Source organism: Shinella sp. GW835-FHT14H05 (assembly GCF_058793575.1).
This window is the reverse complement of the sequence record NZ_JBXAFY010000021.1, coordinates 51039-75507: the sequence shown is the minus strand read 5'-3', so window position 1 is coordinate 75507 and position 24469 is coordinate 51039. Positions and strand designations below refer to the sequence as shown.

Annotated in this window: 21 protein-coding genes and 1 pseudogene; 6 read left to right on the top strand and 16 right to left on the bottom strand. The window is 60.5% G+C overall.

Annotation, left to right across the window (positions count from 1 at the left end; all coding sequences use genetic code 11):
- Positions 1–207: 207 nt before the first annotated feature.
- The 8 genes from AC1Q6Z_RS32255 to AC1Q6Z_RS32220 all read right to left on the bottom strand — a co-directional run bounded on the left by AC1Q6Z_RS32255 (position 208) and on the right by AC1Q6Z_RS32220 (position 8283).
- On the bottom strand, positions 208–1047 hold the full coding sequence (locus AC1Q6Z_RS32255; RefSeq protein ID WP_492650355.1) for a transporter substrate-binding domain-containing protein: 840 nt from the start codon (positions 1045–1047) through the stop codon (positions 208–210).
- Between the two features lie 26 nt (positions 1048–1073).
- On the bottom strand, positions 1074–2234 hold the full coding sequence (alr, locus tag AC1Q6Z_RS32250; RefSeq protein ID WP_492650354.1) for an alanine racemase: 1161 nt from the start codon (positions 2232–2234) through the stop codon (positions 1074–1076).
- The gene (locus AC1Q6Z_RS32245) at positions 2231–2986 is read right to left on the bottom strand and encodes an ABC transporter permease (RefSeq protein WP_492650353.1); all 756 of its coding nucleotides are present in this window, start codon (positions 2984–2986) and stop codon (positions 2231–2233) included. The genes alr and AC1Q6Z_RS32245 overlap by 4 nt, the downstream gene beginning before the upstream one ends.
- Positions 2987–2995: 9 nt before the next feature.
- On the bottom strand, positions 2996–3673 hold the full coding sequence (locus AC1Q6Z_RS32240) for an ABC transporter permease (protein ID WP_492650352.1): 678 nt from the start codon (positions 3671–3673) through the stop codon (positions 2996–2998).
- Positions 3670–4437: an ABC transporter ATP-binding protein gene (locus tag AC1Q6Z_RS32235; RefSeq protein ID WP_492650351.1), complete on the bottom strand. Its 768-nt coding sequence runs from the start codon at positions 4435–4437 to the stop codon at positions 3670–3672. Before AC1Q6Z_RS32235 ends, AC1Q6Z_RS32240 begins: the two co-directional genes overlap by 4 nt.
- A 137-nt stretch (positions 4438–4574) precedes the next feature.
- Entirely contained in the window at positions 4575–5477 is a 903-nt protein-coding gene (locus AC1Q6Z_RS32230; protein WP_492650350.1) for a helix-turn-helix domain-containing protein, read from the bottom strand.
- Between the two features lie 616 nt (positions 5478–6093).
- A complete protein-coding gene (locus AC1Q6Z_RS32225; RefSeq protein WP_492650349.1) occupies positions 6094–7296 on the bottom strand; it encodes an MFS transporter in 1203 nt (400 codons plus the stop codon).
- Positions 7297–7401: 105 nt separating this feature from the next.
- The gene (locus tag AC1Q6Z_RS32220) at positions 7402–8283 is read right to left on the bottom strand and encodes a helix-turn-helix domain-containing protein (RefSeq protein WP_439632344.1); all 882 of its coding nucleotides are present in this window, start codon (positions 8281–8283) and stop codon (positions 7402–7404) included.
- A 271-nt stretch (positions 8284–8554) separates the two neighbouring features.
- Here AC1Q6Z_RS32220 and AC1Q6Z_RS32215 point away from each other — a divergent pair, with 271 nt between their 5' ends.
- Both AC1Q6Z_RS32215 and rctB read left to right on the top strand, forming a co-directional pair.
- Positions 8555–9541, top strand: a complete 987-nt coding sequence (locus tag AC1Q6Z_RS32215) for a class I SAM-dependent methyltransferase (RefSeq protein ID WP_492650348.1) — start codon at positions 8555–8557, stop codon at positions 9539–9541.
- A 92-nt stretch (positions 9542–9633) separates the two neighbouring features.
- A complete protein-coding gene (gene rctB, locus AC1Q6Z_RS32210; RefSeq protein ID WP_439632346.1) occupies positions 9634–9969 on the top strand; it encodes an SMa0974 family conjugal transfer regulator in 336 nt (111 codons plus the stop codon).
- 485 nt (positions 9970–10454) lie between these two features.
- Here rctB and AC1Q6Z_RS32205 read toward each other — a convergent pair whose 3' ends face one another.
- The 5 genes from AC1Q6Z_RS32205 to traA all read right to left on the bottom strand — a co-directional run bounded on the left by AC1Q6Z_RS32205 (position 10455) and on the right by traA (position 18852).
- Entirely contained in the window at positions 10455–10961 is a 507-nt protein-coding gene (locus AC1Q6Z_RS32205; RefSeq protein ID WP_492650347.1) for an RES family NAD+ phosphorylase, read from the bottom strand.
- Complete coding sequence (locus tag AC1Q6Z_RS32200; RefSeq protein ID WP_492650346.1) at positions 10961–11311, bottom strand: antitoxin Xre/MbcA/ParS toxin-binding domain-containing protein; 351 nt, start codon at positions 11309–11311, stop codon at positions 10961–10963. Before AC1Q6Z_RS32200 ends, AC1Q6Z_RS32205 begins: the two co-directional genes overlap by 1 nt.
- 131 nt (positions 11312–11442) lie before the next feature.
- Positions 11443–13923, bottom strand: a complete 2481-nt coding sequence (locus AC1Q6Z_RS32195) for a zeta toxin family protein (RefSeq protein WP_492650345.1) — start codon at positions 13921–13923, stop codon at positions 11443–11445.
- A gap of 2 nt (positions 13924–13925) precedes the next feature.
- Positions 13926–14195 carry a hypothetical protein gene (locus AC1Q6Z_RS32190; protein ID WP_492650344.1) on the bottom strand — a complete coding sequence of 90 codons (270 nt, stop codon included), beginning with the start codon at positions 14193–14195 and terminating at the stop codon, positions 13926–13928.
- Between the two features lie 31 nt (positions 14196–14226).
- Positions 14227–18852 (bottom strand): Ti-type conjugative transfer relaxase TraA, encoded by a 4626-nt coding sequence (gene traA / locus AC1Q6Z_RS32185; RefSeq protein WP_492650343.1) that lies wholly within the window; start codon positions 18850–18852, stop codon positions 14227–14229.
- A gap of 223 nt (positions 18853–19075) precedes the next feature.
- Between traA and AC1Q6Z_RS32180 the strand changes: the two genes are divergently transcribed.
- From AC1Q6Z_RS32180 to traG, 3 genes and pseudogenes are all read left to right on the top strand, one after another.
- Positions 19076–19363, top strand: a complete 288-nt coding sequence (locus AC1Q6Z_RS32180; RefSeq protein ID WP_492650342.1) for a TraC family protein — start codon at positions 19076–19078, stop codon at positions 19361–19363.
- Positions 19353–19583 carry a conjugal transfer protein TraD gene (locus tag AC1Q6Z_RS32175; protein WP_492650341.1) on the top strand — a complete coding sequence of 77 codons (231 nt, stop codon included), beginning with the start codon at positions 19353–19355 and terminating at the stop codon, positions 19581–19583. Before AC1Q6Z_RS32180 ends, AC1Q6Z_RS32175 begins: the two co-directional genes overlap by 11 nt.
- Positions 19580–21502: pseudogene (gene traG / locus AC1Q6Z_RS32170) on the top strand (Ti-type conjugative transfer system protein TraG). The gene AC1Q6Z_RS32175 and the pseudogene traG overlap by 4 nt, the downstream one beginning before the upstream one ends.
- 15 nt (positions 21503–21517) lie before the next feature.
- Here traG and AC1Q6Z_RS32165 read toward each other — a convergent pair.
- Positions 21518–21916 (bottom strand): hypothetical protein, encoded by a 399-nt coding sequence (locus AC1Q6Z_RS32165; protein ID WP_492650340.1) that lies wholly within the window; start codon positions 21914–21916, stop codon positions 21518–21520.
- A gap of 824 nt (positions 21917–22740) precedes the next feature.
- Between AC1Q6Z_RS32165 and AC1Q6Z_RS32160 the strand changes: the two genes are divergently transcribed.
- The gene (locus tag AC1Q6Z_RS32160) at positions 22741–23007 is read left to right on the top strand and encodes a WGR domain-containing protein (protein ID WP_439631816.1); all 267 of its coding nucleotides are present in this window, start codon (positions 22741–22743) and stop codon (positions 23005–23007) included.
- 100 nt (positions 23008–23107) lie between these two features.
- Here the strand turns inward: AC1Q6Z_RS32160 and AC1Q6Z_RS32155 are convergent, their stop codons facing one another.
- Entirely contained in the window at positions 23108–23263 is a 156-nt protein-coding gene (locus AC1Q6Z_RS32155) for a hypothetical protein (protein WP_492650360.1), read from the bottom strand.
- 313 nt (positions 23264–23576) lie between these two features.
- On the bottom strand, positions 23577–23900 hold the full coding sequence (locus tag AC1Q6Z_RS32150) for a DUF736 domain-containing protein (protein WP_439631814.1): 324 nt from the start codon (positions 23898–23900) through the stop codon (positions 23577–23579).
- Between the last annotated feature and the right edge of the window lie 569 nt (positions 23901–24469).

Here is a 24469-nt window from a genome sequence, read left to right as displayed (position 1 = left end):
CTGGCCGCTGTGCCGGAGAGCGCCTTACGGACATTTCTACTTTGCAAACCGGCGGACATTTCAACTCTCCCGCCACATATAACATTACGATGCGTACCGAGTAAGTATCTGAATCCAAATCACTCGTACAAGTGACCGCCTGCCCCAACTCCGGGGTATCAGGCGATCACTAAGGCGAGATGCCAACTCGCGAAGCCGCAAAACACGCTACCGCGTAACAAGGTCCGAGCCAAACCATCTAAGGCTGATATCCTTTAGCGTGCCATCTGCCGCGATGGCCCGAATGGCGCCGTTGAACTTTTCCGATAAAGCTTCGTCCGCTTTCCTCAGACCTATTCCGATACCGGGTCCGAACAGCCCACCCGAAATGCGCGGCCCATACAGATGGGTAGAATTTCCATCCTTGGATTCGAGAAACGCCTTCCAAACGGAGAAGTCCGCCAAGCCGCCATCAATCCGGCCAGCCACGAGGTCGAGGTTCAAGTTGTCCTGTTTGTCGTAGGTGCGCACCTCAACAGTGTCGCCAAAATACTCCCTGACGAATGCCTCAGCGTTTGTGGAGCCCTGCACGCCGATTGATCGACCTTTCAGGTTTCCCTTCAGATCCGCCAAAAGGCGCTTGCCGGTATCCGTTTCGGTTGCCAGATCGAGCTTCATCCCGTTCTCCATCGCCGGAAGGCCGAGCGATTTTGAAACAACAAAGTAGTTGGAGGTCAGGGCATAAGGCTCCGAGAAGGAAATAACCCGTTTGCGCTTCTCGGTTATCGACATTCCGGCCATGATGGCGTCGTATTTTCCGACTGTCAGAGCCGGAATGATCCCATCCCATGCTTGGGTCACAAACTCGCATTTCAGGTTCGCGCGTGCGCACAGCGCTACGCCGACATCAACATCAAAACCAACCGGCTCCCCAGATGCATCGACCGCATTCCAAGGCGGGAAAGCCCCCTCCGTGGCAATTTTGATCGTCCTAACCTCCTCGGCCCGGGCCATTCCGGCCAAAAAGACGACAACAATGGCAGAAACAGTTACTCTCAGGGCGTTCATTATGTTCCCCTTTCTGGGTTTTCGATTCAGGCGTAGATCCTCGAAATGTGGTCGCGCAGGCCCGCATAAAGGCCGACAACGTCAGTCCCCCAAATCGCCGCGATTTCCTCATGTGTAATGATTTCGTCTCCCTGCCTTCCAAGCAGCACGACCTTGTCGCCGAAGCGGGCGTCTGGAGCGTTTGAGAGATCTATTCGCACATGTTCGAGATGAGCGGGTGGCAAGAGACGGGCTCGTGAACCGCCTACGAGTGCTTCCGCACCAAGCGGAACCAGCCGGGGGAAGCCGTCACCCCACCCCATGCCGAGAACACCGAGCTTCATTCCCGGGCGATATCCTGGCAGGTCCGGGACCGGGCCAAGAGAAGCATCGAGGTGTTTAACAGCGACGACCGTGGTGCAAATTGTTTTCAGGGCTGGTTGCAAAACAACACGACGAGCAGGCGTGTGGCTTTCTGGCACTCCAACAAAAAGCGCTCCCGGATCGACCGCATCCATATCCATTTCCGGATAGGTGAGAACGCCCTCAGTACTCGACATCATGGCGACTATCGGTCGGTCTCCACGCACTTCGGCTTCTGCCAGAATCGCTTGCATCCGCTGAAGTTGCATCCCCGCGTCCGATGGTTTTGACGTCGGGAGTTCGCTCATGTGCGCATAGATTCCGTCGACCTGCACATTGGAGTATGCGTTCGCCGCGGCAAGCAATTGACCTGCTCCCCGTGGTGATGCGCCCCCACGAAAGAAGCCCAAGTCAACCTTGATAAAGACACGGGTTTTCGTCATCGCCGAGCGCCAACGTTCCAGTTCATCGATGCTGGAGACGCTGACCGTGAGGTCGAGCGCTTCGATCATCAGCCCTGCCGCCGGTAAGGCCCCGGGGTAAAGAAGGATATGCTGTTTAGCCCCCATCCTTCGGATCGCCATGGCGTCAAGAAGCGACGCTACCGCGAATCCATCTGCCCCCTCGGATGCCAGCGTACGAGCGACCGGGCCGGCGCCACAACCATAAGCGTTCCGCTTCAGACAGGCATAAATGCTGACATTCTGCGGCAGGAGCGACCGAAGTTCGCGATAATTGTGTCTGATTGCCCCGAGGTCGATTTCGTACCAGCTTCCCCGCAGCAGGGCCGCTTCCGCACAAGCGAGTTCATAACTTTCAGAGAAAGGCGCCAGGAGAGCGGTCATCGCGCCACCTTCTCGATTGCGTAATCCTCCGAAGGTGGGATGTTCTCACGGTTGTCGCTCTCTGCACGAGGGCGACGTTGGTGGCTCGTGATACTACGCTCCAACCGACCGAAGAGATGGACGAGCACGAATGTGATGCCCAGGTAGATCAACGCCGCCGAAATAAAGACCTCGTAGGGCGAGAAGGTTTGCGCGACGATCTTTCGTGCCGTGCCAGTCAGTTCCATCATGGTGATCGTGCTGGCAAGCGAGCTCGCCTTCAACATCAACACCACCTCGTTTGCATAGGCTGGCAGGGAGAGACGAAAGGCGACGGGCAGAACAATCCGTCTGGTCCGAAGCGCATAGGACATACCAAGCGCCTTTGCCGCCTCAATCTCACCACGCGGCACCGCACGTATGCCACCGCGCAGAATTTCGGTCGAATACGCAGCATGGTTGAGGGAAAACGCGATCAACGCGCACCACCAGGACTCTCGCAATATCGCCCACGCAAAACTCGTGCGAATCCACTCGATTTGGCTCGCGCCGTAGTAAATCAGAAAGATCTGCACGAGGAGCGGCGTTCCACGAAATGCAAACGTATAGAGCAAAACGGGGCGCGATAGCCCGGTAGACCCTGACGCACGCATCAGCGAAAGCGGAAGTGCGATGATGAGGCCGAGCAAGACGGAAGCTGCTGTGAGTTGGACAGTCAGGAACGCCCCGTCGAGCAGAAGGGGCAGAACGTCGATAATAAGGTGCCATTCCATTTCGGTATCTCAATCTTCGACGCGGACGCCGCGGTTTGCGCGCCGTTCGAGCAAAGTCAGCCCGGCCAAGGAAGCGGAGGTGAACGAGAGGTAGAGGCCAGCAGCGATGGCGTAGAAAGTGAGAGAATCGTGGGTCGCGCCGGCAGCAACACTGGTTTTGCGCATCAAATCCTCAAGTCCCACCACGGAAATCAGAGCTGTATCCTTCAGCAGGGTGAGCCATAGATTTCCGATACCTGGCAATGCGTACCGCCACATCTGGGGAATGATCACCAGCCGCCACGCATAGATTTTTGAAAAGCCGAGAGCGTGTGCCGCTTCGATCTGACCGGCCGGCACGGCTCGGATCGCCCCCCTGAAGACTTCGGTCGCGTAAGCGCCGAAGACGATGGTCAGTGCGAAGACGCCGGCAGCGAAAGCATCGACTTCGACATAGCGGCCGAAGGCCGCCGTCAGCGCGACAGTGCCACCAAAGTAGAGGATCAGGATGATGAGGAGTTCGGGCACGCCGCGGATGATCGTGGTATAGGTGTCCGCCAATTTCCTGAGGATCTGGAACCGGCTCAGTTTTGCCATCGCTCCGCAAAGACCGACACCAATCCCGAGAACCAGACTGGTTGTCGCGACGCGCAATGTCGTTATCGCCCCGGCGGCAATCTGGTCGCCGAAACCTTGTAACTCGATCATTGATGCAGCTCCCTTGCCTGGGCCGAGAGAAACTGCTTCAGCCGAAACGATGCGGGATTACGAAAAATGGCCTCGGGTTCTCCTTCCTCTTCGATCCGTCCCTGATGGAGAAAGACGACGCGGTTCGAAACCTGCCGCGCGAAGCCGAGTTCATGCGTGACAATAAGCATTGTCCGTCCTTCATCCGCGAGGGTGCGGATCACCTTCAACACTTCGCCGACGAGCTCAGGGTCCAGTGCTGACGTCGGTTCGTCGAAGAGGAGAATTTCGGGTTCCATCGCCAGAGCGCGTGCAATCGCAACCCGTTGCTGCTGGCCACCGGAAAGGTGAGCCGGATATGCGTGCCGCTTGTCGGCAAGGCCTACTTTCGAAAGGAGTTCCTCCGCGCGAAGCCGCGCTTCGCCCTTTGAAATGCCCCGAACATGGATCGGTGCTTCAACCAGGTTCTCCAGGACGGTCTTGTGAGACCAGAGATTGAAGCTCTGGAACACCATCCCGAGCTTGCAGCGCAATGCATTGATCTCTCGTTGTCCGACCATGCCGGAGTGCGCCTTGACCGGGCGATCGCCGACCCAGATCTCACCTTCGCTCGGTTCTTCCAGAAGGTTCAGGCACCGAAGGAGCGTACTCTTCCCGGATCCGCTACTTCCGAGGATAGAGATGACGTCGCCACTCTGCGCGCTGAATGTCACCCCTTTGATGACTTCAAGCGGACCGAAGCGTTTTTTCAGCCCAACGACGCGCAGAGCGCTTCGTGCCGTCATTATATCGTCACGGGCTTGATCGGCAATTGGCGTTAGGTTCACTGGCAATCCCTCGGCTTGTCTTTTGCCGAGGATGCGACACTGGCCGGATCAGGGCTTGCAGCGAATTGACGTGCCTGCGGATTCTGATCGGAAAATCATTCGAATGATTTATCCAGTGACGAGCCACGAAAATCTTGAGGCGTCGTGCCCGTCTCACGCCGAAACGTATTGGCGAAATGGCTCGAACTGGAGAAGCCGCACAGGAGCGCCACATCAGTGATCGGCATCGTGGAAAGACGAAGGTACTCTTTCGCCCGCTCGACCCGCCGTCTGACGATGAAGGCGTGGGGCGGGCATCCGAGTGTTTGCTTGAAGGCCCGGCAAAAATGCGGGATGCTCAACCCCGCGAGAGCGGCAAGCTGGCCCAACGACAGATCGGCGGTCAGATCGCCATCGATTTTCTCGATAACACGATTCAGATTTGTTACCGCCAACCCGCCCTTTCGAGTCGTTGCGACGTATTTTTGGCGGCGGAACATTTGCGCGAACATCGTGGCCACGTAGCTTTCCACGACCATGGTGCTGAGCGGATTTTGATCACCGATCTCCTCGCCAATGCCGCGCGCGGCGTTCATGATGATCGTATCCTCGCAACCAAGGTCAGGTGAGAGGGTGGGAAGCATGCTGGTAGCCATTCGAGAAAAGAGATTCGCCACAAACACCGGGTCGACCGTGATCGAAAGGTAAGCGGCCGTGGAAGCCCCAACCTCCCACCCCCTCCAGTGACACCCGGCGGGAATGAAGAGGACGGCGCCGGGCCTGCGGGAGACGAAGCCTGTCCGTTTTTCGTCAAGGAAGTGTTCGCCGCGTTCGGAGTTGCCTTTCAGGTTCAGCAGGATGAGGTGCCGGTCCGACTTGACCGCGATCTCCTCCGTTTCAAGGCCAGTGCGGCGGACGAGATCAGCCTGGACGTGGCGCCAGGTCCTTTGCTCATGGACAATCGTCCGGCAGTTTCCGGCCTTGAACCTGGGGGGTGGAGATGTCGCCTGGACTTTCATTGGCCATTTCCCACTGTTGCGCTCAATGACGCATCAGTTGGCCAGCCAAATTTGGGAAATCCAGCGACACTGCAACCATGGCGGCCCAGGTTGTTCGAGGTGGGGAGGTAAACCTTCTCTAGGCGACCGCGCACCAATCCGGTCGGCTTTGCAAGCCGCGCGCTTTGTCGTTTTCTTGGATGTTGCATCGATATCCCCGGGAAAAGAGTTTGTCGCGGTACGTCCCCGCGAAACTCACTAAACCTCCGAATGATCGGGGAGTTTGCAACCGTCCATGGACAGCCCCATGGCCTTTAGTTCCGAGGAACCTGGACATACGCCACAGGCTCCCCGACCCGAAAGGTCAGAGAGTGTGATGCTGAAACGACCAGCATCAATCGCATGGAGGGGTTGCAAAGCCCCAAGGCAGTACGTGCTGCCTCACGTTCGAAAATAAAGGAATCGCATTGAATTCGCTAGTGACATGCGACGAAAAATTGCGGGCCGGATCGGTATCACGGCACGATTGTTGACTTCTGGCACTAGTCTGTAGAATGCCGGACTAAGCGGATACGACGAGTTCGTCGCGTTTGATCAACCTGATAGCGTCGGCGAACCTGGTGAACGCGAAGCAGCTTCATTGGGGTGTTCGCCCGCATCCCGCGAGAAGAATGAGAACAGCCGTGCTGATGGCAAGGATCACACCGTAGGCGAGAAACAACGACGATGGCGGGACGTCGTCGGCGACCACCGACACGACCGCGAAAAGAACAACGCCCAGGAGGACACCGACACTGTGGAGCACGCCCTTCGCGCGGCCGAGCGTTGCGCTCGAAACGCTCGATTGGATCCTGACCTCAAGTGCCACTCGACCGAGATTGTAAAGGGCGCCCAATATCGCAAACGCCGCAAGGGTATATGGCGGATCAAGCGCCTTGAGCAACACGAAGGACACAGCGCTTAGTCCAAGGATAGCAAACTGCAAGACAGGAACTCTCGCCGCTCGCACGAGAGGAATGAGAAGCAAGGCACCGAGGATCGAGCCAGCCGACCAGGAACTCTCGAGTTGCCCGAAGTCGATCGCATTTCCACCGTGTTCATCGAACACGAAACTCGGGCCGATCACGCTGACCAGCATACCGCCGACGTAGAGTAGCGCATAGATAGCGCCCAGACAGAGGAACTGGGAATTGACGGCGAGCGAGCCCCGCCGCGGATCTGCTGCACCTTCCAAAGGACTCTTCTCATGTCGGACAACACGCATAATGGTAGCTGAAAGGGTGAAGGCGATGGAGACAGCGCCGAATGTGACGATGGCAGTTGACGAATGCAAAAGGACGCTGACGATCCCCGCTGCAGCGAGGCTTCCAGACTGCATCAGAAAAAATGTCATTGAATTCGCTGTTGCCAACGAGAATTTCGCACTGATCGACGGGATCATGGATTGCGATGCTGTCAGCGCGATCCGATCGCAGGTCGCGAATAGCACCGCAGATAACCAAATCGCCCACATCACATTCGTGACCATTAGGACCGCGCCCAAGCCAATCGCGGCCACGCCACGCATAATCTCAGTCATGATATAGAGGATACGCCTATCGAAACGATCGACCAGCCAACCGGCTATCGGACTGGTGACGAGTTCCACCAGGCTAATAATTGCAAAGAAACCCGCGACCGCGCCGCTCCCGTTTCCGGACGCGATCAGGACCCAAGCACATGCAATATGGTAGCCGTTCCGTCCGAGAGCGGATGCAAACGTACTGGCGAGGAACCAGTTGAACGAACGCGTGTCACGAACGCTTGGGTCGGGCATTGCCGCAGAGCAGAGTCGGGACATAAGGGCACTTCACGATTGGAAACCTGCCTGCAGTAGGCTCATGCGATCGCCGCCGCTTTCGAATTCATGACGGGTTATCACAATCGTGCCAAAAAATTTGGACCTTCAGCTGCGCCACCTTCGACGAAACTCCAGCGGCCCGGTTCCATATGCCCTTTTAAAGGAGTAGGTGAAATGGCTGGAGCTCGCGAACCCGCATTCGAACGCTATCTCCGTGGCGGTAAGCTCCGTCGTACGAAGACGATCGACGGCTCGCTCCAGCCGGCGTGTAGCGACATATGAGCGTGGCGACTTTCCTGTCGACTGCTTGAAAGCGCGGAAAAAATGCCGGCGGCTTACGCCGATTTCCCCGGCCATTTCGTCCAGGCTAGGTGGATCCCCTAGGCGATCTTCGATGATGGCCACGACGCGCTTAAGGTCGAAGGGTGAAAGTCCGCCCTTTGCAGGCTCAGGTCCAATTCCATTGAGCCGCACCATCTGGATGAAGAGCTGGATTGCCTGGCTTTCCACCATGATCACGCTGATAGGGTCCGGGTTCTTGAGCTCAGCGGCTATTCGCTGCAGGCACGCCTCGATTGTAGCATCCCGAAACCCTATCGCCGGCCGCAAACACGCAATGTGGTCGGATCCAATCGCTCTATCAATGAAAGCAGGGTCGATGGAAACGAAGAGATAGGAGCCCGTTTCGTCGCCCTCGTCCCATCCCCGCCACTCGCTACGCGCTGGCAAGAAGACCACAGAACCAGGCCGGCGCGGCGTAAAGGCAACACGTCGCCCTCCTACAAAATCTTCCCCCGCTCGCGCCTCGCCCTGGAGGTTTATCATGAAGGAATGCTGCAGGGCGGAAACATGTGTCTCCTGGCGGGCCAGACCCGTTCGTTTCACAATATCCGCTCGCACAACACCCCAATCGAGATGCTGGTGCACGAGCGTGCTGTGGTCCGAGCGACGCGCTTCGCCGGGGTCGAAATCACGGGTTTCCGTCAACAGAGGCCATGTCCCACGTCATCAAGATCCGACTGTTATAAAATGATCTTGGGTTGTTGAACAATGAGGCGTGAACTCATGGTTGGTCGATGATGGCACTCCGGTGACAAAACGGCATGCCGATGAAAGCGCCCCGCAGCGCGCGGGCCTACCACTAAGCGACGGCATCGCTTGAAGCTGATCCATACTAAGTCAGCAAAAATACTGAGGAATTTCATTCGCTTGGTTTGCGAAGCCGTACCCTTGTGTTTATAGGCGTAGGTATATTGCGATGCAGGATTTTGACGACTTCTTCAGTGAATGCGACCGTGGCCCGCGGCTGAATCAGCTGGCTGGCTTCTTTACAGAGACGGCAGCCGGGAAGAACGGGATGCCGGTCCGCAAGCCAATCGTCGACACGCGGCTATTCCCGAACGATACGCTGCTTCATCGCTTCGTCGATCTCCATTCGCGTCGTCAAGGATTCTTCGACCAGCACTACCACAGCAGCATCCCGTACCGCCTCGAGGAAGAATGCCGGATGGCTCACGCCCTCTTTCGATACGCACAGCTCAGTCCTACCGACATACTCCTCTATAGTCTAGGCACGGCCGAAGGCACGATGGCTCGCACGCTGTCGGAGTTGAGCAACGGAAAGATTCAGTCGCTCTCCTGCAGCCCGAACGAGGAGAACCTTAAGTGCTTCATGGCATTTGGCGAACCAATAAACGCAAGCTTCTTCCTCGGACCATTCCACCGCCTTTCAAAGGAGCATCTCCGGTCCGACGACAAGCTTAGACATTTTGGGGATGGGTTTGACTTCATCTTGGAAGACACGACCTTCCAGATGTACTCGCCGAACCGAAAAAAGCAGGTTGAGTTCGTTGCTCATCACCTGAAGACTGATGGAATCCTCCTCCTACTAGAGAAATTCCGCGCGGCAGATCCGCGCGACTACCAGACCCGGGAATCACAGAAAGATTTCGGGTTTAAAACCCGCTACTTCGCACCCGAGGAGATCGAGAGAAAGACTAAGAATGTGCTCACGACCATGCACAACAGTGAGGTGACTTTGGCGGAAATGGCGAACGCTGTGTATGCCCAATTCAAACATTGCGTCATCACCTGGAACAGCGGCAACTTCTACGGCCTCGCTGCCAGCAACAGCCGGGAAAACCTATGGCGCTACCTCTCGCTGATGGTTGAGCCTGCGATCCCGTCCGAGTACGTCTACGAGCCGCAACCCTATACGGAACTTTCAAAGGCGGCGGCTGGCTGACCGTAACCACACCATCCGGAACAAAATCTATTGCTATGCGCTTGGGCGGGGGTCCTTTCTCGCCCGGCACCATGCTGAATGCGGGGGGTCCCGTGAAAAAACCTACGAACAAATTGATAGCCGAGACATTCGTTTCTGTCGCAGATGCGAATTGCGTTGTCGACGAACTCTGCGCGCGATGCTGCTCTTATTGCCTGTCGATCGGCGAGGACGGCTTTGATCGGCTCCTCGTCTTCGAAGGCGTTCGTGCAACTCTACGCCCTGCCGCCGACGGCGTCCAGATGCGTGTTGAAGGCGGGGATCTGATTTCGTTCTACGGTGTCCGCATGCTCTTGCAGGGTCAGCTCGGAACGGTCATCATCGCGACCACGGCTGTCGAATGGAAACTAGCGGGGCGCGACCCCTTCAGGACATTGCAGCGGCGATAGAAGAAAGGTGGAGCTAGCCGCTGGCGGGGCTCCACCTGCTTACCGACGGATTCCAACTGGCTTCACGGGCAAGCTGGGGATTTCGTCGTTTGCTCGTGGATTTTTCTCAGCGGACGACATGCCCAAGGTGGTTGCAGGCGGTAGTCCCGCTGGCGACTCTGTGATCGCCATCGAGCTCCCAGAAGTATCTGCCGCATGGCTGCGTTACGCAACAAGTGATTTTCAATTGCGATAAGATTGGCTAATATACCCCAAGTTGTTGCAAATGGCGGTGTTTCTCCTTCCAGTGCTGTCGCAACAGCTTCCCCTCTGAGGTTACAAATGTCCACGCTTCATGGGCCGCGGTTTCGCAGGCCCATTTTTTGCCTTCGCTCCTGCTTTCGGTACCAGAGCATCTTGGTAGGGGAAATCGCTGGTTCGATTTGGAATTGGACAATCCGGTCCGAACGAATCTGCTGGAAGAGTTCCATGGAGGAGAGCCGCTGCTAGCGCGAGAGGCGACGTTCATCATCGATCAAGCTTAGGCGGAAGGGCAGATCATCGCTCCATTGCCATAGAACAAGATTGAGGTCGTCGCGGGTCGCTCCCGGCGCGAAGCTCCTGACCAGCAATCCGTGATAGCCCGATTCCGTGAGGATGTGCGCAAAGGCCTGTGTTGGCGCCTCCCCCTTGCCTTTCATTTGATCACGCCAGGCCGGGTCGGCGATTGCTATGGCGTCCATTCCATGTGCCTGAAGGCTGGTTTCATCCTGGCAGTCGAAGACCCGGCCGATGTCCGCATCGTAGGATACGAGCGTTGTCGGCTGAAGGCTCCCGACCTGGTTGGCCTCTCGCAATGCGGTCATCACCGAGAGGGATGTATAAAGTGCGGGCGTTCCTTTACGGTTGAAACGCCCGCCGTAGAGTTCAGCGCCCCGGCCCGACAGCGGCTCACGCGCGTAGATCGGATTAAGCGCGCGATAGAGCGTACCCTGGAAATGCAATACCGCCATCAGGCATGAATACCGGCATCGACCGCGTCGATGTAGTCGAGCACCTCATCGGCCCGCCCGTTCCGGACAACCTGCATCGCCGTCATGCCGGAAAACCCTGCCAACGGCTCGGAGCGATACCAGGCGTAGGCCATCAGCGCCGATCCGAAGCGCGGCTCGACCTTGTTGATGATTTCGGCCACTTCGCGCAGCCGCCGCTGCGTTTTGTCGGAGCGAATGCGGTCCTTGCGCTGGATCGCGTCCCTGCCGAGCCCGGCGGTCCGAGCGATTTCATCACTTGTCGTGCGAAGGGCTTCCGCAATCTTCCGGGGTGAGAAAAGACCTTCGTCTGCATACTGGGCAAGGCCCATGGTTCGGTCTCCGATCAATTTCGCCATTTATGGTGACGCAATATAGCGTCAAAAACCGTGGCGTTCAACCAAGCATGTTTGGAGTCCAGCGCAAAAAACATGGAGGAGCGAGCGTTTCCGGCGCCGACGCCTCATCTGCGCAAGCCGATTCCACGGCCAAGAGCCGGCTGGGCAAGCTCGCAATTCTGTCGAATGCTTCGCTCCTGAAGAGATCGCGTCTGCTCATGGAGATTTCTTAGGCAAGCGCCCTGCTCATGGGTTACGCCGAGCGACGAGCCGAGCCGGACCACATTGCCTGCCTTCAGATCGGCTTTGTCCGAAGGCGAAAGACGTCTGTTGATTGCAAGCGTGATCGATTCTAGCTCACGGCGGAGGGTCGGCTCCCCGTTCAGGCGGCGGGTCTGTTCATGACCTTCGCTTCTCAGCACTTCCGCCAGCCTCAGTGACGGCGCCGGGATTTCCACCCGCTGCCGCGCCTGCGCTTCACGATGCTGGGTCACGATCTGGTGGCGCTCGAAATCCACCGCATGTCCGTAATCTGCCAGCGCTGCGGCGAGCTGCGGCGCATGGGCTTGGGCGGCCTGACGCGCGGGACTTGGACCCCGCAGCCAGCCTTTCCCCTCCCCGGCCATTTCGCCAAGACGGCCCTCGCGGACATCGTCGCCGGCGGCCGCGCCGCTACGTGAATCGCGGATGCTCAGCACCGACGATACCACCGCCTGACTATTGCCAAAGACGAGCCGCGACAGGTTCTCGATCTCGGCGCGCTTGTCAGCGAGGCGTGCGGAACCGTGCATCCTGTCGGCGATCTCCTTCTCGGTCAGATCCGGAAGGTCCCGACCAGCCACGAGAACGTCAGGACGACCGGCACTGCGCCCCAATGCCTGGCCCGCGCCGAGACCGCGCTCGTTATCGGCAATGCCACAAGCAAATTCCTCGGCCGCGTCGCGCCGCTCGGCGTCAAGCCGTTCGTGCCGCGCGGTTTCCGCCAGGATTGCCTCCATCATGGCTTTCGCCTGCGCCCGGTTTTCGAGATCTCCCGTTCGCAGCCGCAGATCGTCCAGCATCGCGCGAAACGGTTCACCGCGTTGATCGACGATTGAGGTGGCAATCGCGGTTCGCTCGGCAAGCGCCAGGTTCCGCTCCAGGTGTAGGCGGGTGCGGGCGACCGCCGCGGCGTAGCCCGGTTCCGCGATATCTGACATGGCAGCACTCGCGAACATACGCCCGGACGCCACGGCGTTTGCTGCCTGCGCCAGTGTGTTGCGCATGCCGGCGCTCTCCAGCCAGGAATCGCCGACATTGGCCATACGGGACAAGCGGTCCGTCCGACTGAACACGTCGCGATCGACGGCGACCTGGTTGAGCCGAACATCAAGGTGCTCCGCCAGTCGCCGGCGCTCCCCATTCGGCGTTTCGACTGCGAGGTCGGCAGGCAGGCGATGCGCGACGGGAAACTCCTGGCTTCCACGCTTGTCCTGGACCATCGCCCGTGTTGCGACGATCGTGCCGTCGTCGGGCAAGAGGCCAAGGTCGCCGGCTGTTTCGACCAGTTTCAACGCCATATAACTCTGAGAGAGCCGTCCGACTGCATGGGCCTCGACATTGCCGATCGGTCGGCGTTCCGCATCACGCAATGCGTTGTCGTAAAGCTCGACGAACATGCCGAGTGCATCGGCGCGTGTCTGGAAGATCGATCGGCCGCGCCGTGATCCGTCGTCGCCATCCGCCTCACGCCGCTGCGCAAGCAAATAGTTCACGTCCTCGACAGCTCGTGTTCTAACGGCCGCTATGCGGTCCTCAGGCGCACGCCGTTCCTCCATGCGGGCGAGAAGATGGCTCCAATCATCGGACAAGCGCTGAAGTTCGCCGCGCGTCATCGGCCGTGATTGCTCACGCTCGAGCGCGAGCCGCGCGTGGGGCGGCTGCGACCAACCGGCCCCGCTTCGCTCATTGTCATAGAGGATCGTGCCGCCGCGCGTGCGCAGCTGGACGCGATCGACCAGGTTTTCGCTTTCCAGCTTTTCTAGACTGACCCGCAGCCCGGCGACAGCCGCATCGTGGACATGCTGCGGCGGAATGCGCGCCGCGTCGCCGGCGTGCAGCATTTCCTCAAAACGAAAATGATTTCCCTGCCAGCTGAGCCGCGGATTGACGGCGACCGCTCGAGCCTCGACTTCGTAACCCGCGGCGCGGGCCATGCCGATAACGCGGGCAACATTCTCCGGCGTGCGCATCGTGGTTTCGAAGACGATGTTCACCTTGCGCTCGGCGGCCGCCGCCATCAGCTTTTCCTTCCACCGCCCGGCATCAGCCTGGGTGAACTGCGATGCCGTCTCCGGGTCCTGTGTCTGAAACGCACGAAACTGGGGGTGATAGGATCGGAGATCGTCGCCGACGATACGGATCGTCGGACCTGATTGTTCGAGCTCCGCATGGCTTGCGACGAGCACCGCCGTCTTGCCAGCCCCCGGCTGGCCCCCGAGCAAGATCATCCGCGGCCGCCCCGCCGACTTCATCATCTCTGGCAGGTAGTCGGGAAGAATGTCGTTGCGGAAAATGCTCTCATTCCTCTCCGGCGAGAGCGGACCGGTTGCCTGATCGTCTGCCATGATCAGAACTCCGCCCAGAACCGGGCATCGTCCTTCACGCGTGGGCCCCAGAGCGCGATGACGTCCTCGACAGAACCGCGGTCGGTGACGTTGATGCTTTGCTGCAGGGCGATCAGTTCACGACGGCGCGATCGCAACGCTTCGGCAGCATCGGGATCGGCAGCTTCGAGCTCATAGACGCGCGCTGTAACGATGGCCCGCGCCTGGTTGAGGATTTCGATCGCGATCTCGGCGCGGACGATCGCGTCGTAAGGGACTTCCTGTTCCGTCATGGTCTTCTCCTTTTCTATATCGTCGAAATGCTCACCGGATGACGCCGCGGCCGCGGCCGCGGTCGATCGCGCGGCGCTGGCGTTCCGCTACAATCTGCTGGCTGCTGCCCATGCGGACGGTCTGCTGCAATATTTTCAGGCGCTCCTGCATCGCCTCGAATGGACGGCGCTGCCCAGGCGACACGCGGTTGATCACGTCCTTCTCACCGCGAAGGATGGCATCGCGGCCGAACCGCAGATCGAGCGATCGGCTGACACCGGCAAATTCCTCCCAGATGCGGGCATCGAGCGATCCGGCTGCGACATTGAGTTTGGCGTCCTTCTTCTTCATAGCCGCCGCAAGCTCACGCAACGCCTCGTCGGCCGCCGGCGACAATCCCGGAATGGCCACGCTCATCCGTTGGCGCTCTTCCACAATTGTCTGGGTCACTGTCGCGAGGGCTGTGGCATAGGACGAGCCCAGCGACCGGACGCGGCTCTCCGCTTCCGGCACAGCCTGAAGCGCGTCTTTTCGCTCGCGGCCGACAGCGAGCAATCTGTCCATGATGCGATCGGAGCCGCGAAGCGCGCCATAGGCCGCGGGTTCGTTGGCAACGGCCGCAGCGATCCGCTCGCCCTCGAAGCCCGTCACGATCAGCGTCTCAATCTTGTCGACGGCGCCAGCGGGATCGCGCCAGATGCGCCCGGCCGTGTCGACAAGGGCCGCGCGATTGTAACCATAGTGGGCAACCCCGCGCGCCCTCACCCGCGCTTCGTCTTCCACCGAGGTCTTGAACTCCGTCACCGCGGCAAGCGTGGGCAACACGGCACTCGTCTCCTTCCCCGGCTCGACACTGGCGCCGGCAGCCACTTTTGAGCGGTCCTTCCTCTCCGCGAGATGCTGTTCCTCGGCAAAGCGGCGCACGACCTTGAAAAGCCGCGCCAGTTTTTCGCGCTGGTCGGAAGCAAGATCGTCCGGCATGCGCTCGACCATATTGCGCTCAGCAATGGCATCGGCCTTCCCCGTGAAGGCGGACCATCCAAAGCGCGCCGTCAGCGCCTCATTGACCGCCTTCACCTCCTGGACCAGGAGACGATCCTCGACGGCATGGGCGAAAGCCGTCCTGTAGGCGTCGGGTTCGCCGCGCTCGCGGATCGCCTCGATTTCGACAAGACGCGCCATTGCCGGTTTCGAGAGCGCGGGAATCGACAGGGACATATGCCCACGCCTCTGCTCCTCGCGGATACCGAAGCGTTCGGCCTGTCTGCGGAACTCTGTCGCATGGGACCGGGCAAGCGGCAGCAAATCCGACAGAGCAGTCATCGCGGCGTTCCGCTCGTCCCGCGCGGCGCGGCCATCGATCAGGTGCTCCGATCCATGCAGACGGCCAAGACGCTGAGGCGTCGCGGCAAGATATTCCGCAAGGCGGCGCGGCTCCATGCCGGCATTCGACGCCAGCGCATTCAGCCTGGTCAGCGCGCTGTCAGGATCGCGATAGATTTTCTCCAAGACGAGATGAAGAATTGCCTCCCGCTCCTTCCATCGATCCGAGGCCAGTTGCGTCCGGCGGGCGTCCTCCTCGATGCTCCGGGCAAATCGCGTCGTCGGCGGGATAAGGTACGGTCGGTCCGCGGGAACTTGTGCCGCGACGGTTTCGGAACGCTCCTCATTATAAGAGACGCTCTTCTCGCGTTCGATGGCGAAACCAAGCGCCACGCTGGCGCGCTCCCACAGCTTCGCCACCTGCCCGCGCTTCTCCGCAAGCCAGGCCAGCCGCCGAGAAGCCCCCTCCTCCATCCCGGCCGCGACCTCGGCGAGTGTGTCGATACCGCGGCGACGGGCAAAGTCGCGCGCGTGCGTCTTGTAGCCAGCCTCGCTCTCGAAATCGAGCGTCGTGGTCTTCGCACCCGAACGGCCGAGGCGTTCAACCATCTGCCTGAACAATTTCGGCCGATGGCTTTCACGCTCGATCCGCTCCTGACGGGCATCGGCCGATTCCTTTAGCTCCGCCGTCCAGACATTGCGTCGAACCTCACGTTTCTCCGTTCGCTTCTCGCCCGTCTCCGGATCGGTAACGACGACATCCACCTTGACCGTCTCGAAGCCGTCCTTGCGGAGCGTGACCGTGTCCCCTTCAAAGACGCCGCCCTTCGCCAGCGCCTTCGGCAGGCTCACGCCCCAGACACGGTGGACAGATCCGTCATCCGTGCAGACATCGGCATAGGGGCTTTCCCTCGCATCCTCATCGTCCGGCCGGAACTTTGCCTCGCCCGTCTCGACCAGCTCACCCGTGACACCGGTGGCGTGATCGGCGCGCGGCCTGCGCCCCCATTCCGGCTTTGCCTGGAAATCCTCTCGCGCCGCATAGAGCGTTGCCTGATCGCGATGACGGGTCATCGACACATAGGTCAGATGCTGGTCCATCATGCCGGTGGCGAGCACGAAGGTCCGGTCGACGGTGGACCCTTGAGATTTGTGGATGGTCGCCGCGTAGCCGTGATCGATATTGCGATAGCTGTCCTCGCTGATGATGACGTCGCGGCCATTGTCGAGACGCACGACAAGCAACGGACCACCACGCGCGTCGCCGGTCGCAACGACCGTTCCGAGCATCCCGTTCTTCACATATTGCGGCCCGAGACGCCGCGCGCGCGGTTCGAGGAAGCGGGCGTTTTCGAGAAAGATGATGCGATCGCCGGCGGCGAATTCCCGCACGCCGCGCGCTGTCTGGAACGCGCGTGCTTCCGTCAGCGCGCCTGCCGCGTTCATTACGCCACGCAGCGATTCATTGAGACGCTTTACGTCCTCGTTCGTATGGGCGAGCACGAGCATCTCGTCGCCTCGCAGCCGGCCGTCGTCACCTGCTGTGCGTGACCGCGCGATTGTTTCCTCGCGCGCGGCGCTCCAATCCGCGACGATCCGCTCGACGACTTCGACGCCGTGCTCGGCCTCGACGATCCGTCCGCGCTGCGCATAGGCATCCAGTCCCTCCTCGACCTTGCCGCGCGCGAAGAGACGCGAGGCATCGCGCGCCCAGGCTTCCCGCTGGCGGCGGACACCGGCAAGCTCGGCCGAACCGATCCGCTCGGCTATCGCCCGGAAGGCGGCACCCGCCTGGATCGGCTGGAGCTGCATCGCATCGCCGACCAGGACGACTTTCGCGCCGGCGTCCTCGACCGCCTTCAGCACCCGCGCCATCTGCTGCGACGACACCATGCCAGCCTCGTCGACGACAAGGATGTCGCCCCGATCGAGCAGATTGCGCCTGTTCTCCCAGGCGAGCTCCCACGACGCGAGGGTTCGCGATCTGATGCCGGAACTGTCTTCCAGCCCTTCGGCGGCCTTGCCGGCCAGCGCCGCGCCGAAGACGCGATGGTTCTCTCCTTCCCATGCGACACGGGCGGCGGCCAGCAGCGTCGACTTGCCCGCCCCTGCAAGCCCGACGACGGCCGCAATCGCACTGTCGCCGGTGACATGCCTGATGGCATCGACCTGCTCCGGGTCGAGCTTGAAGGGCTTTTGCGGATCGGCGGTTTCGACCTGGCGCACAGCTGCGACAATCTTCGCATCGGCAACACGATAGCCGGCGCGCTTCGACAGGACGTCTGCCGACTGCGCCATGTCGTATTCGATGCGCAGGATCTCGCGCGTGGTGAAGATCGCCGGCTCTGCTACCTTGCCGGTCTGCCGCTCGACCTGCTGCGGCTTCAACAGAACGAGATCGTCTGACGCCATCAGGCGTGCGCGAATGTTTACGAAATCCTTGGGGTCGTCGACATAGCGATGCAGCGCCTTGGCAATATCCTTCTCATCGAAGGTGGAACGTTCGTTGGCGAGTTGCTTCAGCAAAAGCTCGGGCTCGGCGAGCAGCCGGTCGGCCATGCCCTGCCGCCGCGCCAAATCGGCCGGCGCGAAATACATCTCGACACCCTTGCGGGCGAGCGCCGCTTTTTCCGGACCAAGATGTTTCTGCGCAATGCCATCGAGGTCCTGTTCGGCGTAGGAGCGCCCGTCAAGACGGATGTCATGGCCGGCGAGCGCAAGATGGCGGTTCGCCATTTCCGCCCAGCCGACCTTCCATGCCTTCATGGTTTCCTTGTCGCCAGCCCAAAGCTTGTAGACGATCTTGCCCTTCGGCCGGTCCGGCGTGACGACGCGCAGCGGCTCACCGTCGTCGCCGAGGACCGGCACTTTCTTCGGCCCGAACCCCTCCTCCGTCAGGGGCCGCAGCGCTGTCATCAGGTGAATGTGCGGGTTGCCGTCTTTGTCGTGATAGACCCAATCGGCGATCATGCCCTTGGAGGTCAGATTGTCCCGGACGAATTCCTGGACCAAGGCGATGTTCTCCGCCCGCGTCAGCTCCTCCGGAAGCGCAATGACCAGCTCGCGGGCAAGCTGGGCGTCCGCCCGCGTCTCGAAGGCCTCCACCGCATTCCACAGCGCCTCGCTTGCGCCCGCAACGCTCTTCCCTTCGATAGCGATCCGCAGCCAGGCCGGAATCTGGTCCGGCAGGGCCAACTCCTCATGCTTCAGTTCGGCCGCGCCGCCGCGATAGCTGAAGGAGGTTCCGACCTGCTCGTCCATCATCCGGGCGCGGTGACGGTAGGCCGCAGCAGAGACGACGCTGCGCCCTGCCCCTCTACTGATCACCTGCGCTCTGACGAACATGATCGCCACTACTGTCTCCTGATCTCCCAAGCACGTCGCGCCAGCGACGTATATTGCGCCCTCAAATCGATCGGACCGCAGGTCCGATACCGCTTTTCCGGAAGACGGCCCAAGCCGGAATTCCGGCATCGACGTTTTGGGGACTTGCACAAGGTAGCTTATTTTACTATTGTTTTCTAGTCAGTATAAGCGACCAGTGACAATATTCGCTTCAAGAGAAGAGACCTGGTAAATGGCTGCAAAATTGTCAATTATGGATATCGACGCGCAAATCGAGAAACTGCGCGAACGTCGCAAAACTTTGATAGTAAAATCCGCCGAACGTTTCGCACGCGCCGCCACGAAGGCGGGGCTGGCGGAGATGGAGATCACTGATGAGGAGGTCGATCGCATCTTCGAAGAGATCGCCGCGCGATTTCGCAAAGCGGAGAAGAAGGGGGCTGGTGGCGCAGCTGCTTCGCCGCGTGGACAGCCAGGTGGCGGGACTGGAGCGCCGACGGAGGTTTCTCATGACGGCTGATCGCAAGAAGGACGCCCGCGAAAAATTTCTGCTCGGCGGGATTGTCGTCCGTGCCGGACTGTCGAAGGCCGACCGGGCGTTTTTGCTCGGCGGGCTCATCGAACTGGAGCGCGTCGTGTCCGGTTCGCCGGAATATCGGCGGCTGCGCGACCTTGGCGAGGAAGCCTTCAAGGCTGCCCCCCTCGATAGCGGTCGACCGATGCTGGAGGCTGCGGAGTGATGGTACGAGCAAAACCGCATCCGAGCCTTTTGCTCATCCTTGTGCCGATCGTCGTTTCCGGTTTTGCGTTCTTTGTCGCCAACTGGCGCTGGGCGGAGTTGGCGACCGGCATGTCGGGGAAAACGCAGTATTGATTCCTGCGAACGTCGCCTGTACCTGTGCTTCTGTTCGGACCGCTCGCCGGCCTGCTCACGGTCTGGGCGCTGCCGCTGCATCGGCGTCGGCCCATCGCGATCGCAGGCTTCATCTGCTTTCTGCTCACGGCGGGCTTCTATGGGTTGCGCGAGGTCGCTCGGCTTTCGCCCTATGTCGAGCGCGGCGCATTGAGCTGGGATCAGGCACTATCCTTCCTCGATATGGTAGCGGTCGCCAGCGCGGTGGTGGGATTTATGGCGGCGGCGGTGTCGGCGCGCATTTCCAGCGTCGTGCCCGAGCCGGTCAAGCGCGCCAAGACCGGAACGTTCGGCAATGCCGATTGGTTGCCGATGGCCGCAGCCGCGCGGCTCTTTCCGGAGGATGGCGAGATCGTCGTCGGAGAACGCTATCGTGTCGACAAGGAACTCGTCCACGCGCTGCCGTTCGATCCGAACGATCCGTCGACATGGGGCCGAGGCGGAAACGCGCCGCTGCTCACCTACAAGCAGGATTTCGATTCCACGCACATGCTCTTCTTCGCCGGGTCCGGTGGCTACAAGACGACCAGCAACGTCGTACCGACCGCGCTGTGTTATACCGGCCCGATCATTTGCCTCGACCCATCCACCGAGGTCGCGCCGATGGTGGTCGAGCATCGGCGGAAGACATTGCGGCGGGAGGTCATGGTGCTCGACCCGACGAACCCGATCATGGGCTTCAACGTCCTCGACGGGATCGAGACCTCGACGAAAAAAGAAGAGGACATCGTCGGCATCGCCCATATGCTGCTTTCGGAAAGCGTGCGCTTCGAAAGCTCCACCGGCTCTTACTTCCAGAACCAGGCGCACAATCTCCTGACCGGGCTTCTGGCGCATGTGATGCTGTCGCCGGAATTTGCCGATCGGCGCAATCTGCGTAGCCTGCGCCAGATTGTCTCGGAGCCAGAGACCTCTGTGCTCGCCATGCTCCGTGACGTTCAGGAGCATTCGGCCTCTGCCTTCATCCGTGAAACCCTTGGCGTGTTCGTCAACATGACGGAGCAAACCTTCTCGGGCGTCTATTCGACGGCATCGAAGGATACGCAGTGGCTGTCCCTCGACAGTTACGCCGCCCTCGTCTGCGGCAATACGTTCAAATCGTCCGAGATCGCCAAAGGCAAGAAAGACGTGTTCCTCAACATCCCCGCTTCGATCCTGCGGTCCTATCCGGGCATCGGCCGGGTGATCATCGGCTCGCTGATCAATGCGATGATCGAGGCCGACGGCGCGTTTCAGCGCCGGGCGTTGTTCATGCTCGATGAGGTCGACTTGCTCGGCTATATGCGGGTGCTGGAGGAGGCGCGCGATCGCGGCCGCAAATACGGAATCAGCATGATGTTGATGTACCAGTCCGTCGGCCAGCTTGAGCGGCATTTCGGCAAGGACGGTGCGGTGTCATGGATCGACGGCTGCGCCTTTGCGAGCTACGCCGCGATCAAGGCCCTCGACACGGCGCGCAACGTCTCGGCGCAATGCGGGGAAATGACCGTCGAGGTGAAGGGCAGTTCGCGCAATATCGGCTGGGACACGAAAAACAGCACCTCGCGGAAATCCGAAAGCCTTAACTTCCAACGCCGGCCGCTGATCATGCCGCACGAGATCACCCAGTCGATGCGCAAGGACGAACAGATCATCATCGTGCAGGGGCACAGCCCGATCCGTTGCGGGCGCGCGATCTATTTCCGGCGCAAGGAGATGGACGCAGCGGCTGAGGCCAATCGGTTCGTCAATGCCGGCAGACCATGAATTCGAAAAAGCCGGTCAGCGCCAGTCGGGACGGCGGTATCGGACGGCGGGGTCTTCCGCACCGGGCGGCGCGATCCAGTCGACGAACTTCGAATAGCCTATGGAGACGCCGACGAAGCCAACGGCCATCAAGAGGAAAACCCAAAAGGGTATCCCGGTGGCCGCGTCCGGTTTCCCGAAGGCGACGAATGCGACCAGCGGCATGATGAGACCGCCGAGCATCATTACGTTGACGACCGGCCGAAGCAGGCAGAGGACGGAATAGGCGAGATGCCAGGCGCAGAAGACGATTTCGCGCGCGACCGCGATTGGCAGCGCAGCCGTCACCCGGACGACATACCGCAGCAGACGAAACAGCGGATTGCTTGTCGCAGCCTGTGCGTTCGCTTTGACTATAGATTGCTCTTCAATCATCGCGTCAACTCCTACCGCTGGAAGGTCACGCCATCGTTCGCCGGACGGAGCATACTCTCGGATTTCAGTGAGTCTAGCCGCGGCGGATGGGCGGGGCAAGCGAAGATCGACCGCGCGAGCGTTCCTCTGTTGGGCCAGTTCACCACGCTGCGAAACTGGTGATGCGTTGCTCGGTGCAAAAATGAAGGGAGGCGCGAACGCCTCTCTTTTTGTTGTTCACACGCGCGCCGCGATGAACTCGATGCCGGCTCGGCACTGTATATTATCGAAGATTTCTGCGAGGCCCTCCAGTTCCGTAGCCGGAACGAAGGTGTAGTTGAGGCAGACCCATCGGGTCTCACTTTCGCAGATGATGTCCTTGTGGATCGTCCAATACCGAAACTGGACCTTCCTTGATCCAGCGATCTTCGAATACCGTGTGGCGGTGATAGATCTCATATACGAAATCGCCAGTGGGTGTGCCTTCGCCGGCGGCGAACTGCTGCTCCCACTCGATCTCGTCGTGAAGGTCCGCAGTGATTTCGTCGAGCCACGAAACCAGCCCGTCGTGAGCACGTAGCGCAACATCGGTCTGGCACGCGGTGCGGTGGCCGGTCGATCCGGCCGTTTCGCCCCGCGAGAGTGAGCGTCACCGAAGGACGAGACGGCAACGCCGGCTCGGGGAGCGCCGGAACGGCGCGAGTAGGGAGCGGTCGGCCGCAGGCCGGCTCGCCCAATGCACCCGCTATCTCGACCCGCCAACCATCACGAAAATGAATCGGATCGTCGGATTCGATTCACAACTGTCGTTGGACGCCGGAAGCGGGACAGGCGATTCTCCGACAATGCTCATTCAGCCCTATCACCTCTATGTCGAGCGCGTGGATCCTGACAGGAACATGGCGCGCTTCTACACGCTTGCGATCGAGCCCACGCTGTTCGGCACGCCGCGTCTGCTGCGCCGCTGGGGAAGGATCGGCACGCATGGTCGGACGATGGTGCATGATTTCGAAAGGGAGGAGGAGGCTGTCGCGCTGTTTCTCGACTTGCTGCGAGAGAGGCGTGCCCATGGATACCGGGTGAAGCGCATCGAGGCACTGGCGCGCGGGTGACGTTCGACGAATATGGGGAGGCGGGCGGGAGGCGCAGCCTCGGGCCGGGGCGCCGGTCGATCCGGCGCATCGGCACCATCGTTCAAGGCAAAAGCCTCCCTCAGTGGGGAGGCTCGGCTTCTTCAGCGGCAATGAGCGCGGCCAGTTCGGCGCGGGCCTGTTCCAGCTCGGCCTCGATCTGGGCGCGCTCGGCCGGGTCGGCGTTGCGGAACTCGGCACGCAGTTCTTCGATGTGGTTTTCGAGGGTATTCGTCATCGTCGTCATCTCCTTGACATGTGAAAGATGACACCCGGGGTCGTGAGGGTCGGGCCGGGTCAAGGATCGCCGCAGGCGACCGGCGGAGCCGGCGAGCGGAGGAACCGATTTTCTGATGGCGCCCTTCAGGGCGGCGGCTGAAAATTGGAGGTGCCGCGATGTCCTTGAGGCGGCGCGGGCCTCGCGGCATGATCGGATATCTGAGCAGACAGACCTTCCTCTCGTGGGGCACCCGAACACGCGCGCCGTCCACGCGATGGTGGCTGGTAGCACGCGCGGAAGCCGGCCCCTTGCGGGGCCGGTACGGTTCGGGTCACTCCGGATTGTTCCAGAGGAGCACCTTCTTGTCGTCTTCGCCGCCGGGTGCGGGGGCCAGGTTCCCGAAGATGACGCCGATCTCGGGGGCCTCCATCCGGATCGAGACGTATTCTGCCCCGCTGCGCGGCGAGATCCGGTTCCAGCCCGCGCCGATCTCGAACCCGGTGCGCTTGTTGATGACGCGGTAGTCCGGGGCGTCTTCGCGGGACTTGTGGGCGTTGGGCAGGACGGCGATCGGGGCATTGACGCGGAGCGTTGCGAAGACGCCTTCCATCGAGCCGTCGGCCTTGGTGGTGAGGTTTGCGATCGTGGATGCCATGGTAGTTCTCCTTCGGTTCCATCGGGACCGTTCCCGATGTCGGCAAAGGAGAGGGCTGTCCTGCTGCGGTCAGCTCGGCGGAAAATTTTGAAAAATTCGATTTGCCGCCAAGGCGGACAAACCGAAATCAAATTTTGCAAAAATTTCTGTCGAGTCTTACCCCTTCAGGGGTTGGCCGCAAAAGCAGGCAGTCCTCTACAAAGTCGGCATCAATGGGAACGGGCCGGGTGGAACCAGAGGCGATGCGTGCTGTGGCGTCCCGACCTGCAGCCTCTCCGCCGGCGCTGCGACGGCTCGTGGATGCGCCTTTACCTGTCGGTCTGCCTGCCATTGCCATCGCTGCCCTTCCCGCACTATCACCCAGCGAGGGCGCTCCGGGGTGCCGACGCCATCGCAAGCGCCCGGTGTTCGACGGCGCGGGTTGGGACCGGGGTGAGACGTGCAGCGGGTCCGATATGCCGCGTCTCGATTTGGATGGAGGTCTTCGAGATTGGTGTCTCTTCCGCATCGGCGAGCCGGCTGCGGCAAGGCGCAGCATGTTGAGGCAGGCTCCCAGCGAAGCGCCATCC

Bases quoted from the DNA above. Each gene is read 5' to 3' on its own strand.
- AC1Q6Z_RS32255 (WP_492650355.1), bottom strand. From the start codon at position 1,047: ATGAACGCCCTGAGAGTAACTGTTTCTGCCATTGTTGTCGTCTTTTTG.
- alr (WP_492650354.1), bottom strand. From the start codon at position 2,234: ATGACCGCTCTCCTGGCGCCTTTCTCTGAAAGTTATGAACTCGCTTGT.
- AC1Q6Z_RS32245 (WP_492650353.1), bottom strand. From the start codon at position 2,986: ATGGAATGGCACCTTATTATCGACGTTCTGCCCCTTCTGCTCGACGGG.
- AC1Q6Z_RS32240 (WP_492650352.1), bottom strand. From the start codon at position 3,673: ATGATCGAGTTACAAGGTTTCGGCGACCAGATTGCCGCCGGGGCGATA.
- AC1Q6Z_RS32235 (WP_492650351.1), bottom strand. From the start codon at position 4,437: ATGACGGCACGAAGCGCTCTGCGCGTCGTTGGGCTGAAAAAACGCTTC.
- AC1Q6Z_RS32230 (WP_492650350.1), bottom strand. From the start codon at position 5,477: ATGAAAGTCCAGGCGACATCTCCACCCCCCAGGTTCAAGGCCGGAAAC.
- AC1Q6Z_RS32225 (WP_492650349.1), bottom strand. From the start codon at position 7,296: ATGTCCCGACTCTGCTCTGCGGCAATGCCCGACCCAAGCGTTCGTGAC.
- AC1Q6Z_RS32215 (WP_492650348.1), top strand. From the start codon at position 8,555: ATGCAGGATTTTGACGACTTCTTCAGTGAATGCGACCGTGGCCCGCGG.
- AC1Q6Z_RS32205 (WP_492650347.1), bottom strand. From the start codon at position 10,961: ATGGCGGTATTGCATTTCCAGGGTACGCTCTATCGCGCGCTTAATCCG.
- AC1Q6Z_RS32200 (WP_492650346.1), bottom strand. From the start codon at position 11,311: ATGGGCCTTGCCCAGTATGCAGACGAAGGTCTTTTCTCACCCCGGAAG.
- AC1Q6Z_RS32195 (WP_492650345.1), bottom strand. From the start codon at position 13,923: ATGGCAGACGATCAGGCAACCGGTCCGCTCTCGCCGGAGAGGAATGAG.
- AC1Q6Z_RS32190 (WP_492650344.1), bottom strand. From the start codon at position 14,195: ATGACGGAACAGGAAGTCCCTTACGACGCGATCGTCCGCGCCGAGATC.
- AC1Q6Z_RS32180 (WP_492650342.1), top strand. From the start codon at position 19,076: ATGGCTGCAAAATTGTCAATTATGGATATCGACGCGCAAATCGAGAAA.
- AC1Q6Z_RS32175 (WP_492650341.1), top strand. From the start codon at position 19,353: ATGACGGCTGATCGCAAGAAGGACGCCCGCGAAAAATTTCTGCTCGGC.
- AC1Q6Z_RS32165 (WP_492650340.1), bottom strand. From the start codon at position 21,916: ATGATTGAAGAGCAATCTATAGTCAAAGCGAACGCACAGGCTGCGACA.
- AC1Q6Z_RS32160 (WP_439631816.1), top strand. From the start codon at position 22,741: ATGCTCATTCAGCCCTATCACCTCTATGTCGAGCGCGTGGATCCTGAC.
- AC1Q6Z_RS32155 (WP_492650360.1), bottom strand. From the start codon at position 23,263: ATGACGAATACCCTCGAAAACCACATCGAAGAACTGCGTGCCGAGTTC.
- AC1Q6Z_RS32150 (WP_439631814.1), bottom strand. From the start codon at position 23,900: ATGGCATCCACGATCGCAAACCTCACCACCAAGGCCGACGGCTCGATG.